This is a genomic window from Actinoplanes sp. NPDC023936, from assembly GCF_040639325.1.
In the GTDB taxonomy this organism is placed as follows: Bacteria; Actinomycetota; Actinomycetes; order Mycobacteriales; family Micromonosporaceae; genus Actinoplanes.
Window position 1 is genome coordinate 84,501 of record NZ_JBEZZR010000031.1, and the last position, 15,477, is coordinate 99,977.

Genomic DNA, 15,477 nt, shown 5'->3' on the forward strand with positions numbered 1-15,477 from the left:
CTCAGATGACGAGGACGCTCCGGGCGTCCAGCACGCCCGCGCCGTCCGGCAGGTCGATCGGCTCGTCGGTGCGGTTGATCAGGAATCGGTGCTCGCCGCGGATCGCCAGCTCGACCCGGCCCCGCAACTCGGGCGGCAGCTCGCTGACCACGCCGGCCGGCGCGAGCAGGGACGGCAGGACCGTCGCGAGGCCGGCGGCGCCGAGGCGGGTGGAGACGTAACTCGCCGAGCCCGTACCCACCGAGCGCCGGGTGATCGCGGCCTGCTTGCCGTCGCGGTACCTGACGAGCACCTCGACGCCGGAGGAGACCACGTCGACCAGCTCGGTCCAGAGCGTGCCGGTGACGCCGTTGTCGAGGGGAACGCTGTCGCCGTCGAGCAGCGGCGTGAACTCCTCGATCCGGATGCCGAGCAGGTCCCGCAGGGCGCCCGGATAGCCGCCGAGCCAGACGTGGTCGTTCTCGTCAACGATGCCGGAGAAGTAGGTGGTCACCAGATGCCCGCCGCCGTCGACATAGCGCGTCAACCGGTCGGCGAGCGCCGCCGGCACCACGTGCAGGATCGGGGCGATCAGCATCGGGTAGCGCTCCAGGTCACCGCCGGTCGGCACCACGTCGGCCCGGATGCCCTGGTCCAGCAGCGCCGTGTACCAGTCCAGCGCCTCCTGCCGGTACCGCAGCCGGTCGGTCGGGTGCGAGTCCTGCTCGGCCACCCACCACGACTCCCAGTCGAAGACGATCCCGACCGGCGCGGCGGTCCGCGGCGAGCCGGCCACCGGCGCGAGGTCCCGGAGCCGCTTGCCGAGTTCGGCGACCCAGCGGAAGACGGCGCTGTCGGTGCCGGCGTGCGGCAGCATCGCCGAGTGGTACTTCTCCGCGCCGGCCCGCGACTGCCGCCACTGGAAGAAACAGACCGCGTCGGCGCCGTACGCGACATGGGTGAGCGAGTCCCGGGCCAGCTCACCCGGCCGTTTCGGCACGTTGACCGGCTGCCAGTTGACCGCGCTGGTGGAGTGCTCCATGAGGAACCAGGGCCGGCCGCCGGCCAGCATGCCGGTCAGGTTCGCGGAGAACGAGAGCTCGTCCCGGGCCTGCGGGCCGGGCACCACGTAGTGGTCGTTGGAGACGAAGTCGACCTCGGCCGCCCAGTCGGCGTAGTTCATCGGCTTCTGCTGGCCCATCACCATGAAGTTCGTGGTGACCGGCACGTCCGGGGTGATCTCGCGGAGGACGGCCTTCTCGGCGCGCAGATGCTCCTTGAGCGCGTCCGAGGAGAACCGCTTGAAGTCGAGCTGCTGGGTGGGGTTGGGATGTGAGGCGGCGAGCCGGGGCGGGAGGATCTGGTCCCAGTCGGAGTACTGCTGCGACCAGAAGGCCGTGCCCCAGGCGTCGTTGAGCGCGGCGATCCCCGCGTAGCGATCGCGGAGCCACGCGCGGAACGCGGTCGCCGCGTCCTCCGAGAAGTCGTAGATGTTGTGACAGCCCAGCTCGTTGTTCACATGCCAGGCGACCAGGGCGGGATGGTCCCGGTACCGCCCGGCGAGCGCCCTTACCAGCGCGAGCGCATGCTCCCGGAAGACCGGCGAGGTGGGCCGCCAGTGCTGGCGGGCGCCCGGCCACACGGTGTTCCCCTCGGCGTTCACCGGCAGGATCTCCGGGTGTTTCGTGGTCAGCCACGGCGGCGGGGAGGCGGTGGCGGTGGCCAGGTCGACAGCGATCCCGTTGGCGTGGAGCAGGTCCATCGCGTCGTCCAGCCACGCGAAGTCGTACGCGCCCTCCCGGGGCTGAAGCCGAGCCCACGAGAAGATCGCCAGCGAGACGATCGTGACGCCGGCCTCGCGCATGGCCCGGACGTCGTCGTCCCAGACCTCGCGCGGCCACTGCTCCGGGTTGTAGTCCGCGCCGAACTCCAGACGCGCCTCCCCGGCACGACGGATCCAGCGCCGGGGAGCGTTCTCGGATGAGCTCATCTGACAGTGAAACCCTGTTCCTGGCCGTACTTGACGGAAGCGTCCTGCCAGGACTTCAACCCGTCCTGCAGGGTGCCCTGCCCGAGATAGGCCTTGCCCGCGGTGTCGTTGAAGACGTTGTTGGCGTAGACCTGGAAGGGCAGGTACGACCAGCCGGGGACGACCTGCCCGGCGGACGCGGCGAGAACCTCGTTGACCTTCTGACCGCCGAAGTACGGGAACTCCTTGTTCAAGAACTCCGGCGCGTTCAGCTGCTTCGTGCTCGCCGGGAAGGCGCCGTTGTCGACCCGGGTCTGCGCTCCCTCGTCGACAGTGGCGTACTTGAGGAACGCGTACGCCAGGGTCTTGTTGGCGGCCTTCTCCGGGATCGCGATGGAGCTGCCGCCGTTCTCCGCGGTGGCCGTGCCGCCACTCTCCCACTGCGGCATCGGGGCGACCCGCCACTTGCCGGTGCCCGCCTTGACCCCGGACTCCAGGTTGGCCGGCATCCACGCGCCGATCACCAGGGAGGCGATGGTGCCGTCGGCGAGGCCGGCGTACCAGCCGTCGCTCCAGCCGGCCACCGGGTTGAGCAGCTTGCCGTCGATCAGCTTCTGCCACTGGGCGGTGAACTTCTGGGTGCCGGCGTCGGCGAAGTCGATGCCGACGTCGGTGCCGTTCACCGTGTACGGCTTGCCGCCCGCCTGCCAGATCATGCTGGTGGTGAACCCGGCGTCGCCGCTGTCTGCCGTGATGTACGCCTTCGGGTCGGCCCGGTGCAGCTTCTCCGCCGCCGCCGTGTACTCCGCCCAGGTCGCCGGCACGCCCAGCTGATGCTTGTCGAAGACGTCCTTGTTGTAGAAGAGCGCCATCGGCCCGGAGTCCATCGGCAGGCCGTAGATCGCCTCCCCGGAGCGCACCGAGTTCCAGGTTCCCGGCGTGAACGTGCCGTCCAGCGACGCGGCGCCGAACGTGGTCAGGTCGGTGACGGCCTTGCCGAGGGCGAACTGCGGCAGCGCGAAGTACTCGATCTGCGCGACGTCCGGCACCCCGGATCCGGCCTGGATCGCGTTCTGCAGGGCGGTGTAGGCGTCGTTGCCCGTACCGGAATTGACGAGGTTGACCTTGACCTTGGGGTAGGCGGTCTGGAAGTCCGCGACGACTTGCTTGAGGGTGGGCTCCCAGGCCCAGACCGTGATCGTGCCGCCGGCGGCGAGCGCGGCCTGAACATCGTCCTGCGACACGGTGGCCGCGGCGGGCTCGTCGGCGGAGTCACCACCGCAGCCCGCGGCCAGCAGCGTTAACGAGAGAGCGGCGCCGAGGATCGCGCGCCGACGGGTGATCAGCATTGGCGGTTCCCTTCGGTGATCAGTGTTTGACGCTTAATTGCTTCGCGCTTCATTGCTTGACGCTTCCGGCCGCGAGACCCGACTGCCAGTGACGCTGGAGCAGCAGGAACGCCACGATCAGCGGGACGATCGTGAGCAGCGATCCGGTGATCACCAGGTTGAAGACGACGTCGCCGCCGGCCGTGGTGCCCTGCTCGTTCCACGAGTAGAGGCCCAGCGTGAGGGGGAAGAGGTCGGCGTCCTTCAGCATGATCAGCGGGAGGAAGAAGTTGTTCCAGGTCATCACGGTGTTGAAGAGCAGGACCGTGACCAGCCCGGGTGCCAGCAGCGGCACGGCCAGGGAGAAGAAGGTCTTGAACTCACCGGCCCCGTCCATCCGCGCCGACTCGAGGATCTCGTCCGGCACCGCGTCGCGGGAGTACGTCCACATCAGGTAGAGACCGAACGGCGACGCCAGCGTCGGGATGATCACCGCCCAGGGCGTATCGGTCAGGCCCATCTCGGCGAACATCAGGAAGATGGGTACGGCCAAGGCGGTCGGCGGCACCGCGACACCACCGAGGACGACGGCGAAGACCGCGCGCCGCCCGGCGAAGTCGAACTTGGCCAGGCCGTACCCGGCGAGCGCGGCCAGCAGGGTGGCCCCACCGGCGCCGGCCACGACGTAGAACAGCGTGTTGAGCAGCCAGCGCCCGAAGATGCCGTCGTTGTAGGCGAAGACGGCGGCGATGTTGTCGAAGAACGCGAAGTCGCCAGTGAACCAGAGCCCGAACGAGCCGAACAGGCCCTCCTGCGTCTTGGTCGCGCTGATCAGCAGCCAGACGAGCGGGAGCAGGCTGTAGATCAGCGCGAGCGCGGTGATCACGGTGAGCGGAACGCTCCGCTTCGGTGTCATCGGCCCGCTCCGATGCTGCGCCGCTGGAACAGGTACGCGACGATCATCGTCACCACGCCCATGATCAGCGCGATCGTCGCCGAGTAGTTGACCTGCTGCCCGCCGAACGACAGCTGGTAGGCGTAGACGTTCGGCGTGAAGTACGTGGTGATCGAGTTCGGCGCGATCGTGTCCAGGATCTGCGGCTCGTTGAAGAGCTGGAAGCTGCCGATGATCGAGAAGATGGTGGCGACCGCGAGCGGCCCGCGCAGCGCCGGCAGCTTGATCGCCCGGATGATCCGGAGCTGGCCGGCGCCGTCGATCGCGGCGGCCTCGTAGAGCGCGGCGTCCACCACCCGCAGCCCGGAGTACAGGATGATCATGTTGTAGCCGACGAACTCCCAGGTCACGATGTTGCCGATCGAGGCGAGGATCAGGTCGGGCGAGAGCGGGTCGGGCAGCGTGATCCCGAACGCGTCGTTGACGTTGCCGACCAGGCCGATCCGGCTGCCGTACATGAAGCCCCACATCAGGGCGGCGACGACGGACGGCACCGCGTACGGGAGGAACACCGAGATCCGGAAGAAGGCGGCGCCGTACAGCCGGCCGCTGTCCAGGGCGAGCGCGATCAGCAGCGCCAGGAACAGCATGATCGGGACCTGCACGACCAGGAAGATCACGACGCGGCTCAGGGCGTCGAAGAACTGCGGGTCGCTGAACGCCTTGGTGTAGTTCTCCAGCCCCACGAAGGCGGTGCCGCCGATCAGCCGGTTCCGGAACAGGCTGAGGTACGCCGCGTAGCCGATCGGAGCCAGGAAGACCAGCGCGAACACCGCCAGGAACGGGCCGGTGAACTGCCAGCCGATCCACGAACGCCGCGTTGACACGGCCCTCCCTCCACGGATGTTTACGTTAACAATTTCCGCCGTGTCACCGGATGTTTACGTAAACGGGTTGGGCCGTATAGTGGCACGGGTCACCAGGACGGTCAAGGAGTCCCCATCGACACTCATCGGCTCCGCGCCGGCTCGGACGTCCCCGGCGGGCGCCGCAAGCAGCGCGTCTCCATGGCCGACGTGGCCCGGCTCGCCGGCGTCTCGTCACAGACCGTCTCCCGCGTCGCCAACGGCCAGACCGGCGTCGTCGAGTCCACCCGCGAGCAGGTGCTCGCCGCGATGCGCGAGCTCGGGTACCGGCCGAACAGCGCGGCCCGCTCGCTGCGCTACGGCCGCTTCAACACGATCGGCGTGATCCTCTTCGGACTCTCGTCGACGGGGAACAGCCGTACCGTGGAAGCCATCGCCACCCACGCCGCCGCCGAGGGATACGCGATCACGCTCATCCCCGTCGACGTGCCCACCCAGGACAACGTCCTCGGCGCCTTCACCAGGATGGGCGAGCTCGCGGTCGACGGCGTCATCCTCATCATCGAGGTGCACCTGCTGGACGCCACAGCAGTCTCGCTCCCGCCCGGCGTGCACGTCGTGGTGGTCGACTCGGACGCCGGCGACAGGTACCCGGTGGTCGACACCGATCAGGCCGACGGCACCCGCCAGGCCGTCCGCCACCTGATCGACCTCGGTCATCGGACGGTTCACCACGTGGCCGGCCCCGCGGCCTCCTTCGCCGCCGAGCGACGGGCCGGCGCCTGGCGCGCGACCCTCGAGGAGGCGGGCCTGCCGGTGCCGGAGATCGAACGCGGCGACTGGTCGGCGGACTCGGGCCACCGCGCGGGGCTGCGTCTCGCCGCCGACCCGTCCTGCACCGCGATCTTCGCCGCCAACGACCAGATGGCCCTCGGCGTGCTGCGCGCCCTGCACGAGTCGGGACGCCGGGTGCCCGCGGACGTGAGCGTCGTCGGTTTCGACGACATCGCCGACTCGTCCGCATACCTGCCCCCGCTCACCACCGTGCACCAGGATTTCGCCGAGGTCGGCCGCCGCTGCGTGCGCCTGCTGCTCGACCAGATCCACGACGGCCCGGCCGCTCCCGGCACCGACCTGGTCCCCACCACCCTCACGATCAGGCAGAGCACCGATCGGGTACGGGGCCCGGCCACCCCTGACGCTTGACCGGCCGACGCACCCTGGCGTGGACGACTCTCATCGCAGCGAAGGGTGTTCCCATGACCTCCCGGACGGACAGCACGGAAATCCTCGCCAAGGCACGGGAAGGCGCCGAAGCCGCCGTGGCGAGCCGCGTCTTCGGCGCTCCGATCGAACGCGACGGCGTCACTGTCGTACCCGTGGCAGTCATCTCCGGCGGCGGAGGCGCCGGTTCCGGCAGCGGCCTGGCCGCCCGCGGCGACCGGACCGGCGACGACTCACCCGCTCCGGAGGGCGAGGGTTCCGGCGGCGGCTTCGGCTTCTCCGCCCGCCCCGCCGGCGTCTACGTCATCAAGGAGGGCTGCGTCAGCTGGCGCCCCGCCGTCAACGTGAACGCCATAGTCGCCGGCGGCCAGCTGGTCCTGGTAGTCGCCTTCCTGGTAGCCCGCTCCATCCTGAAGAAGCGGCCCTGACCCACCCGGTTCTGGGCGGGGATGTGCCCACGCAGCGATCAAGCCTGACCGCCCGGAGTGGGCACATCCCCGCCCAAAACCGCCCACGTCGCGCACCGGAAGAAAGTTTCCAGCCACATCGGTGCACGTAATCGACAGACGAGACGTCTGTACAAGTGTGACCTTCGAGCAATTCGCGGTGGCCCGCCTTCCGAGCCTGCTGCGGTACGCGGTCGTCCTCACCGGCGACCGTGACCTGGCACAGGACGTCGTGCAGGAAGTGCTGGCCCGAGCCCAGGTCAAATGGCGGCGAATCAGCGGATCCGACTCGCCGGACGCCTACGTCCGGCGGATGGTGCTGAACGAATACCTCTCGTGGCGGCGGAGCTGGGCGTTCCGGAACGTGCATGCGGCCGGCGAGCGCCTGACCGAGATCGAGGCCTCCCGGGGCGGCGTGGGCGACCACGCGGACGGGGTCGTCGAAGCGGACGCGCTGTGGAGCCGGCTGGCGCTGCTCGGCCGGAAACAGCGGGCCGTCCTGGTCCTGCGCTACTACGAGCAACTCGACGACCAGTCCATCGCCGACCTGCTCAACTGCTCCCCCGCGACGGTGCGCAGCCAGGCGTCGAAAGCGTTGCGAACGCTACGACTCGAAGAACAAGACCAGAGACAACGGATCCACGCCGAGGAGTGGTCGTGACCATGCACGCTGACCGGCTGCGCGAAGCCTTCCAGACACACGAGAACGAGACGCCCGACCCGGCGCTGGTCTACGCCCGCGTCGAGGAGCTGGCCCGCAAGCGGCGGTGGCGCCGCCGCAGCGCGCAGGCCGCCGGTGGGGCAGTGCTCAGCGCCGGCCTGATCGCCGGAATCGCGAACCTGCCGGCGATCCTGCCCGCCGGCCCGCAGACGGTGCCGGTCGCCGGACTGCCGGCCGCCGCGCCGCCCGAGGCGTCGGCGCTTCCCTCGGCGGATCCGTCGGCCGCTCCTCCGCTGGACGCGGAGAAGGAGCTGCTCGATCAGTGGGACGCCTTCTTCACCGCCGGATACAGCTACAACGAGGCCGTTGAGCTGGCCAAACTCTGGAAGATGAGCCCGGAGAACATCGGCGCGGTCAAGGCCGAGGCCGGCCGCCGCCTGCTCGCCGGCGAGACGCTGCCGGTCGAGGCGAAACCGGACCCGGACGTGACGACGGCGGACCCCGAGGCGACCGCCGACCCGGAGGTGGAGAAGCGGCTCGACGCCTACTTCCTGGCCGGCTACGACTGGGAGGACGCCGAGAAGCTGGCGAAGCTGTGGAAGCTCGACGACCCGTACGAGGCGAAGGTCGAGGGCGGCAAGCGGCTGCTGGCCGGCAAGAAGCTGCCGATCAAGCCGTGACCGATCGTCTTCACCGGCGGATCGGCTTTGAGATCGAGCTGATGGCGCCGCCCGGTGTCAGCCGGCGCACGCTCGCGTTCGACCTGGCCGGGCGGTGCGGCGGCAGCGTCCGGCCGGTCTGGCACCACGACAGCGAGCCGTCGCTGGTCCCGGGCCTGGGCCGGTTCCTGCATCTGACGCAGGGCTTCGAGGTACGGCATCCTGACGGCTCCCTGCTGTGCACGCTCGTCGACGACGTCACACTGCTGCACGGATTGGATCCGAAGGCCCCGGCCGTACCCGGCTGGTTCCGGATCCTGACCGACGACGGCCGGTTGCTGCGCCTGCTGGCTGCCCAGTGTGATCCCGCGTCCCGCCTGCCGGCCGTCCTCGGCCCGGCGGCGAAACTGTGGGACGCCGAGGTGCGCCGGCACGGGCAGATCTTCCGGCTCGACGATCCGGCCGGGGCGACGGTCGCACTGGCCGCGCCCCTCTCCGGCGAACGGGAACGGCCCTGCGAGGTGATCACTCCCCCGCTGGCGGCGGGGCACCGGGAGGCGCTCGCCGCGCTGCTGGAGCCGGCCCGCGAACTGGGCTTCTCGGTCCCCCACGAGGCCGCCGTGCACCTGCACTTCGACGGCGGCCCGTTCCGCCGCCCCGCGGCCCTCGCCAATCTGATCCGTCTTTTCGCCCACTGGCGGGAGCCCTTGCGGACGATGCTGGCGACGAACCCGGCGTGCCGCCGCCTGGCCCCGCTGCCGGCACCGCTGGTGGCCGCCACGGCCGGGAACCCGACCATGGCCGAGCTCCGGGAAGCCGCGACGGCCGGCAACCTGACGAAGTTCTTCGACGTCAACCTCACCCAGCTGCTCACCGACGCCCCGCCGATCCGGGACACCGTGGAGATCCGCATTCTGCCCGGAATGATCGACGAGGGGCAGATCGTGGACCGGGCGGCCCTGGTGGAGCTGTTGCTGGAGCGCTGTCTCGACCCAGCGCCGCTACCGGCCGGCGCCGACCTCCTGGAACTGGCCGCCGAAGCCCTGGCCGAGCGGGAGTAGCCGGCACGCCGCTTTCGTGGAGCGATGGCGGCAGTGCGGGATCGCCCGTTCCAAGGTCGTCGCCGACCGCTGGCCGAACACCACCGACCAGCTGGTCCGGCTGGCGCTCAGCGCTGCCGAGCTGCATCGAGGACTCGGGGTGCCACCTTGAGACAGCCGTGTAGGCCGAATATTTGCTGGTAGTGGAGTTTCTGAACGAGCCAGCGGGGTCAGTGCTGCCGGAATGGGGCGCGCCGGAGCATTGTGTCAACGGTGAAGACGATGTGTGTCCGTTAGCAGCACGAGCTACGGCCGGGCGACGCCAGCCGTAGGCCAGAACGGCTACCCGAGCTTGATCACATGCCTGAGCTACGGCCCGGCAACGCCAGCCGTACGCCAGAACGGCTACCCCAGCTTGATCACATGCCTGAGCTACGGCCCGGCAACGCCAGCCGTACGCCAGAACGGCTACCCCAGCTTGATCACATGTGTGGGCTACGGCCGGGACAGCGCGTTCCAAGATAGGGCGAGACGGGAGGTGCCAGACGCGAGATGCCAGGACACGGAGAGCCGACCCGGGTGAGCTGGTCGTCAGTGCTGACCCTGTTGGCTGATACCCGCCGCCCGGTAGTGCGCCGATGCGGCCGCGCGTCACGGTCAGTCGCCGCTGACCGTGGAGCGCTGGGGGTTTGCGTCATTCGGGGGGGCCTGGAACGTCCACGAGCTTCCGAAAAGCGCGGGGTTGACCGCGGATGCCGGCACCCTGGGTGACAACGGTTCGTATGGCCCCCGCAGCGGTGGAGACGCACCTCAGGAACATCGCCGCGGCCGAGCAGCGCCCTGACGACCAGCCGACGAAGACGAGCTGGTCACCAGTGCTGCCGGATACCTGTTCCGAGAGCACTCAGCGCCAGCCCGCCCGCACCGCTCCACGATCGACAACCGGCGGCGCCACCTCACGTCCCTGCTAGTAGACGTACGGCCATCCGGAGGAGTCCCAGCCCAGCAGGTTGATGCCGAGCTTCGCGTCACCGTTCGCCTGGTAGTAGTGATAGGCGAGAACGGTCTGCGAGCCGTCCTGGAACACCGCCGGGTGCCCGGGACCGTACACGGCGTCGTGCGACGCGAGGATCTCCGAGCCACCGCCGGCCGTCATCGCGGTGCCGGCCCGATCGGCGTACGTGCCGGTGATGCTCTTCGACCGGCCAACCATGATCCGGTACGTGCTGGACGCGCCCTTGCAGCAGAAGTCGAACGCCACGAAGAGGTAGAAGTAGCCGTTGCGCTCGACGATGACCGGCGCCTCGATCGACTTGCTGTTGGTGAACCGCTCGGCGATCGAGTGCATCGTGCTGTCCGCCCGCTTGCCTGTCGACGGGTTGAGCTTGACGAGCTTGATGCCGCTCCAGAACGAGCCGAAGCTCAGCCACCACTCGCCGGACGAGGTGACGATCAGGTTCGGGTCGATCGCGTTGTACCCGCTGGTGGCGGTCGACTCGACCACCTTGCCGTAGTTGGTCCAGGTCCCGGCCGCGCCGGTGGTGCTGCCGGCCAGGAAGATCGCCGACTTGCTGGATCCGAACGTGGAGGCCGAGTAGTACATCAGGTACTTGCCGCCGGCGTAACTGATGTCCGGCGCCCACAGGTTCTTGTCAGCGGCGGTGTAGGCGTCGGCCCACGGCGTGCCGTTCGGGAAGGCCTTGCCGGCGTCGACGAAGCTGGTGCGGTCGGCCGACGTCTTCAGCCCGATCCCGGGGGAGGTGTAACCGAGCAGGTAACCGCCGGTCGGCCGCTTGATCATCGTCGGGTCGTGGGCGAAGGTCGAGCCGGTGACGACGCCGGGATTGGGGTAGGTCGCGGCGTCGGCCATCTTCAGGCCGTAGGCGCTGGCCGCCGCGGCCACGAGGGCTGTCACGGCGGTCAGCAGGAGTTTGCGCGTTCGCACGGGGATTCACCTTTCGACGGGGATGCCCCTGAGTGTCTTGCAGCGCTGCAAAAGTTGCTCCGATCCGCGACGAATTTTCCGGAGGCCGCCAAAATCGCTCTCCGGGACCGCCGCATCGCTGCCCTCAGGAGGGCGCCACATCGCTCACTCCGAGGAGGCCGCCAAATCGGCTAGCCAGTCCCGGCTGGCGCCGGCGATCCGGGCCGGCACGCCCAGATCGCCGAGGAGCTCAGCGGCCGCCGCCATCTCCTCGCGGCGGCGGACGGCGTGCTTGCGCGAGCCGTCGACGAGCCGGTCCAGCGTGCCGGCGTTGCCGCGGATCAGCTCGGTGGCGATGTTGTCGCGCAGCCACTCCTCCAGCCCGGCCGCCCTCGCCGCCTCCAGGGCCTCGACGACCGCGGCGGCCATCCCCTTGTAGAAGACGCTGCGCAGCAGCTTGCGGGTGGCGGCAGCGCCGGCCGGACCGTCCAGGACCGTCACGTCGGCGCCGTAGCCACGCAGGATCGCGGCGAGGTCACCGGCGGCCGGGCCGCTCATCGTCATCGGCGTGCGCAGGCCACGCCCGGGCACGGGCGACATCAGCGCGACGTCGGCCGTCCGCGCCCAGGCGGAGCCGAGGCGCTCCTTGAGTGCCGGCGTCGCGGTGTTGAGGTCGGCCCAGATCGCACCGGGCTTCAGGGACGACAACGAGGCACGCAGCGCCTCCTCCGCGTCGGCCGCGCTGTTGACGCTGAGCACCACGTCGGCGCCCGCGCAGGCTTCGGCATCACTCGCCGTAAGCGTCACGCCCGCTGCGGGCGTAGCCACTTTCGGGTCATACGCCTGCACCGACGCGCCGGCGGCAACCAGATCGGCGGCGAGGAGGCTGCCCGCCTCCCCCAGGCCCAGCACTGCCACGACAGTCATGCCAACCTCCGAGATTCCGCGAGCACCCGGTCACTGTTCCCACGCGGCGACATGATTGTCAACAATTGTTTCGCCAGCCACGCTAGCCTACGCTGGCCGGCAACTCCTGAGTCGGCGCCACCGCACGTTGTTGACAATCTTGTCGGAAATTCGGATGGGAACACGTGATGACCGATTCCACACTGGTACTCACCGCACACCCCGGCGATTTCGTGTGGCGTGCCGGTGGCGCGATCGCCCTGGCCGCCTCCCGTGGCCGGCGGGTGGTGATCGGCTGCCTGAGCTTCGGCGAGCGCGGCGAGTCCGCCTCGCTGTGGCGCAAGGGCTACACGCTCGACCAGGTCAAGGCCCACCGCCGCGACGAGGCGGAGCGGGCCGCCACGGTACTGGGTGCCGAGATCCGTTTCTTCGACGCGAACGACTACCCCCTCGTGGAGACGCCCGAGCTGCTGCGGGACCTGATCGACCTCTACCGCGAGGTGCAGCCGGCGGTCGTGCTGACCCACGCGGCGGCCGACCCGTACAACGGAGATCACGCCGTCGCGCACGCGCTCGCGCTGAAGGCGCGGATCCTCGCCCAGGCGCCCGGGGTCGAGGGCCCCGGCGAGGTGATCGGCGCTCCCCCGGTCTTCTGCTTCGAACCGCACCAGCCCGAGCAGTGCGGCTTCGTCCCGAACGTGCTGCTCGACATCACCGCCGTGTGGGAGCGCAAGCGCGAGGCCATGCGGATCCTGGCGGCGCAGAAGCACCTGCACACCTACTACACCGAGCTGGGCAGCCGGCGCGGCCTGCAGGCGGCGCGCAACTCCGGCCCGAACCTCGGCCTGCCGGACGAGACCGTCGCCGAGGCCTACATGCGGCTCTACCCGCAGGTCACCCGGGAGCTGTCATGAGCCGCCACGTGATCGTCCGGACGTCCACGCACGTCCCGCAGCAGATCTTGGACGGTCTGGCGGAGGCCGGCTCGTCGACCGTGCACGAGGCGGACGGGCGGCGCGGCTCTCTCGACCCGGCGATCAGGCCGATCCACACCGGGGCGCGAACGGCCGGCTCGGCGGTGACCGTCTCCTGCCACCCTGGCGACAATCTGATGATCCACGCGGCGGTCGAACAGGTCCGGCCCGGTGACGTCGTGGTCGTGACGACCACGTCGCCGTCGACCGACGGGATGCTGGGCGACCTGCTCGCCACGTCGCTGCGGGCGCGCGGCGCGATCGGGGTGATCATCGACGCCGGTGTCCGGGACGTCGCGGAGCTGCGGGAGATGGGCTTCCCGGTGTGGGCGCGGGCGATCAGCACGCAGGGCACGGTCAAGGCCAGTCCCGGCTCGGTGAACGTGCCGATCGTGGTGGGCGGCCAGCCGATCCGCCCGGGTGACGCGGTGATCGCCGACGACGACGGGGTCGTGGTGATCCCGCACGAGCGCGCCGCGGAAGTGCTGGAGGCGGCCCGCCGGCGGATCGCGGACGAGGCCGCCAAGCGGGAGCGCCTGGCCGCCGGTGAGCTGGGGCTGGACATGTACCAGCTGCGGCCGCTGCTGGAGAGACTCGGCGTCGTCTACGTGGACGAGCCGTGAGCGTCCCGGTGATGATCATGCGCGGCGGCACGTCGAAGGGCGCCTACTTCCTGGCGTCCGACCTGCCGTCCGCCCCGGACGAACGGGATGATCTGCTCCTGCGGATGATGGGGTCGCCGGACCCCCGGCAGATCGACGGCATCGGCGGCGGGCATCCGCTGACCAGCAAGGTCGCCGTGGTCAGCCGCCCGGACTCGGCCGTTGCCGACGTCGACTACCTGTTCCTGCAGGTCCAGGTGGACGCGCCGCGGGTCAGCGCCGAGCAGCCGTGCGGCAACATCCTGGCGGGGGTCGGGCCTTTCGCGATCGAGCGCGGGCTGGTCAGCGCCTCCGGCGACACCACGAGGGTACGGGTCCGCATGGTCAACACCGGCGCGCTGGCCACCGTGCACGTGCCGCTTGCGGACGGCCGGCCGGTCTACACCGGAGACACCGCGATCAGCGGGGTTCCGGGGACCGCCGCCCGGATCCTGGTGGAGTTCCAGGACACCGCCGGTTCGGTGGCGGGCTCGCTGCTGCCGACCGGCAACCTGGTCGACGACCTGGACGGGGTCCCGGCCACGCTCGTCGACAACGGCATGCCGGTGGTCGTGATGGCCGCGAAGGATCTCGGCGTCACCGGGTACGAGCCGCCGGCCCAGCTGGAGGCCGACAACCGGCTGCGGCACCGTGTCGAGGAGCTCCGGCTGACGGCCGGGAAGCTCATGGGGCTCGGTGACGTGACTGCTTCGACCGTACCCAAGATGTGTTTGACCTCCCCACCCGCGAAGGGTGGGTCGCTGAGCACGCGGATGTTCATCCCGCATCGCGTCCACACCCAGATCGGGGTGCTCGCGGCGGTCACCGTGGGGACGGCGGCGGCCCTGCGGGACCCCGCGCTCGGCGGCGAGATCCGCGTCGAGCACCCCACCGGCTTCACCGACGTCGTGATCGACCTCGACGCCGGAACGTCCGCCGTCGTCAGCACCGCCCGCCTGCTCATGGACGGGCGGGTCCACCCCCGCGAAGGAGCCGTTCATGGCTGAGAAGATCCGCGACGTCGCCCATGTCAGCGCGGTGGAGCTGTTCACCCCGGCGCTCGACGACACGGTCCGGTTCTTCACCGACCAGATGGCGATGGAGGTGGTGGAGCGGCGCGGGGACAGCGTGTACCTGCACACCTGGGACGACTACGAGAGGTTCAGCGTCAAGGTCACCGGCGGGAGCAGCTCGGGCATCGGCCGCACCTGGCTGCGGGCGCGCAGTCCGGAGGCCCTGGACCGCCGGGTCCGCGACATCACGGCGGCCGGCCTCGGCGAGGGGTGGAGCACGGACGAGTCCGCGTACGGTCCGGTCTTCCACTTCACCGACCCGGACGGCCACCCGTTCGGCGTCTACTACGAGACCCAGCGGTACGTGGCGTCGGACGCGACCCGGCCGGCACTGAAGAACCAGGCCGCGCGCTTCCCCGGCCGCGGCTCCAACGTGCGCCGCCTGGACCACGTCAACTTCCTGGCCCGCGACGTGCCGGCCAGCGAGGAGTTCGTCGCGGCGGCGCTGACCGGCCGGGCCAGCGAGCAGATCGTGCTGGACGACGGGACGAAGGCCGCCGTCTGGTACACGTTCTCGGACAAGTCCTACGACGTCGTCTACACCCGGGACTGGACCGGCTCGACCGGCCGGCTGCACCACGTCGCGTTCGCCACCGACACCCGCGAGGACATCCTGCGGGCCGCCGACGTGTTCCTGGAAGCCGGCGTGCACATCGAGACCGGGCCGCACAAGCACGCCATCCAGCAGACGTTCTTCCTGTACGTCTGGGAGCCCGGCGGCAACCGGATCGAGCTGTGCAACGCCGGCGCCCGGCTGCTGCTCGCCCCGGACCACGAGGTCGTCACCTGGACCGAGGCGGAGCGCGCGAAGGGTCAGGCGTGGGGTCTCAAGACGATCGAGACGTTCCACACCCACGGCACCCCGCCCGTGGCCTGATCCCTTCTACCGGAT

General features: G+C 70.0%; 16 protein-coding genes. 10 read left to right on the plus strand and 6 right to left on the minus strand.

Annotated elements, in window-relative coordinates:
• Nucleotide 1: 1 nt before the first annotated feature.
• Genes AB0F72_RS31065 through AB0F72_RS31080 form a run of 4 tightly spaced genes read right to left on the minus strand, consistent with a single transcriptional unit; the run spans nucleotide 2 to nucleotide 5,058 of the window.
• Nucleotides 2-1,969, minus strand: a complete 1,968-nt coding sequence (locus AB0F72_RS31065; RefSeq protein WP_360438535.1) for a beta-galactosidase — start codon at nucleotides 1,967-1,969, stop codon at nucleotides 2-4.
• Nucleotides 1,966-3,297, minus strand: a complete 1,332-nt coding sequence (locus AB0F72_RS31070) for a sugar ABC transporter substrate-binding protein (protein ID WP_360438538.1) — start codon at nucleotides 3,295-3,297, stop codon at nucleotides 1,966-1,968. Before AB0F72_RS31070 ends, AB0F72_RS31065 begins: the two co-directional genes overlap by 4 nt.
• A gap of 49 nt (nucleotides 3,298-3,346) precedes the next feature.
• A complete protein-coding gene (locus tag AB0F72_RS31075; protein WP_360438540.1) occupies nucleotides 3,347-4,192 on the minus strand; it encodes a carbohydrate ABC transporter permease in 846 nt (281 codons plus the stop codon).
• Nucleotides 4,189-5,058 (minus strand): sugar ABC transporter permease, encoded by an 870-nt coding sequence (locus AB0F72_RS31080; RefSeq protein WP_360438543.1) that lies wholly within the window; start codon nucleotides 5,056-5,058, stop codon nucleotides 4,189-4,191. Before AB0F72_RS31080 ends, AB0F72_RS31075 begins: the two co-directional genes overlap by 4 nt.
• A 180-nt stretch (nucleotides 5,059-5,238) precedes the next feature.
• Between AB0F72_RS31080 and AB0F72_RS31085 the strand changes: the two genes are divergently transcribed.
• The 6 genes from AB0F72_RS31085 (at nucleotide 5,239) to AB0F72_RS31110 (ending at nucleotide 9,239) form a co-directional block, all read left to right on the plus strand.
• Nucleotides 5,239-6,243, plus strand: a complete 1,005-nt coding sequence (locus tag AB0F72_RS31085; protein WP_360438546.1) for a LacI family DNA-binding transcriptional regulator — start codon at nucleotides 5,239-5,241, stop codon at nucleotides 6,241-6,243.
• A gap of 53 nt (nucleotides 6,244-6,296) precedes the next feature.
• Nucleotides 6,297-6,689: a spore germination protein GerW family protein gene (locus AB0F72_RS31090; protein WP_360438549.1), complete on the plus strand. Its 393-nt coding sequence runs from the start codon at nucleotides 6,297-6,299 to the stop codon at nucleotides 6,687-6,689.
• 157 nt (nucleotides 6,690-6,846) lie between these two features.
• Nucleotides 6,847-7,368 carry a SigE family RNA polymerase sigma factor gene (locus AB0F72_RS31095; RefSeq protein WP_360438552.1) on the plus strand — a complete coding sequence of 174 codons (522 nt, stop codon included), beginning with the start codon at nucleotides 6,847-6,849 and terminating at the stop codon, nucleotides 7,366-7,368.
• Nucleotides 7,365-8,048, plus strand: coding sequence for a hypothetical protein (locus AB0F72_RS31100; protein WP_360438555.1), 684 nt, complete (start codon nucleotides 7,365-7,367; stop codon nucleotides 8,046-8,048). Before AB0F72_RS31095 ends, AB0F72_RS31100 begins: the two co-directional genes overlap by 4 nt.
• A complete protein-coding gene (locus AB0F72_RS31105; protein ID WP_360438558.1) occupies nucleotides 8,045-9,088 on the plus strand; it encodes an amidoligase family protein in 1,044 nt (347 codons plus the stop codon). Before AB0F72_RS31100 ends, AB0F72_RS31105 begins: the two co-directional genes overlap by 4 nt.
• Nucleotides 9,089-9,104: 16 nt before the next feature.
• The gene (locus tag AB0F72_RS31110) at nucleotides 9,105-9,239 is read left to right on the plus strand and encodes a hypothetical protein (RefSeq protein WP_360438561.1); all 135 of its coding nucleotides are present in this window, start codon (nucleotides 9,105-9,107) and stop codon (nucleotides 9,237-9,239) included.
• A gap of 795 nt (nucleotides 9,240-10,034) precedes the next feature.
• On the opposite strand, the gene AB0F72_RS31115 is transcribed toward AB0F72_RS31110, so the two are convergent.
• Nucleotides 10,035-11,012: an arabinan endo-1,5-alpha-L-arabinosidase gene (locus tag AB0F72_RS31115; protein WP_360438564.1), complete on the minus strand. Its 978-nt coding sequence runs from the start codon at nucleotides 11,010-11,012 to the stop codon at nucleotides 10,035-10,037.
• Between the two features lie 144 nt (nucleotides 11,013-11,156).
• Nucleotides 11,157-11,918 carry a DUF1932 domain-containing protein gene (locus AB0F72_RS31120; protein WP_360438566.1) on the minus strand — a complete coding sequence of 254 codons (762 nt, stop codon included), beginning with the start codon at nucleotides 11,916-11,918 and terminating at the stop codon, nucleotides 11,157-11,159.
• A gap of 167 nt (nucleotides 11,919-12,085) precedes the next feature.
• Between AB0F72_RS31120 and AB0F72_RS31125 the strand changes: the two genes are divergently transcribed.
• From AB0F72_RS31125 to AB0F72_RS31140, 4 genes are read left to right on the plus strand one after another with little or no spacing between them, the layout of a single operon-like run.
• Nucleotides 12,086-12,811 (plus strand): PIG-L deacetylase family protein, encoded by a 726-nt coding sequence (locus AB0F72_RS31125; protein WP_360438569.1) that lies wholly within the window; start codon nucleotides 12,086-12,088, stop codon nucleotides 12,809-12,811.
• Nucleotides 12,808-13,494 (plus strand): 4-carboxy-4-hydroxy-2-oxoadipate aldolase/oxaloacetate decarboxylase, encoded by a 687-nt coding sequence (locus AB0F72_RS31130; protein ID WP_360438572.1) that lies wholly within the window; start codon nucleotides 12,808-12,810, stop codon nucleotides 13,492-13,494. Before AB0F72_RS31125 ends, AB0F72_RS31130 begins: the two co-directional genes overlap by 4 nt.
• On the plus strand, nucleotides 13,491-14,519 hold the full coding sequence (locus AB0F72_RS31135) for a 4-oxalomesaconate tautomerase (RefSeq protein WP_360438575.1): 1,029 nt from the start codon (nucleotides 13,491-13,493) through the stop codon (nucleotides 14,517-14,519). The genes AB0F72_RS31130 and AB0F72_RS31135 overlap by 4 nt, the downstream gene beginning before the upstream one ends.
• Entirely contained in the window at nucleotides 14,512-15,462 is a 951-nt protein-coding gene (locus AB0F72_RS31140) for a VOC family protein (protein ID WP_360438578.1), read from the plus strand. The genes AB0F72_RS31135 and AB0F72_RS31140 overlap by 8 nt, the downstream gene beginning before the upstream one ends.
• Nucleotides 15,463-15,477 lie beyond the last annotated feature (15 nt).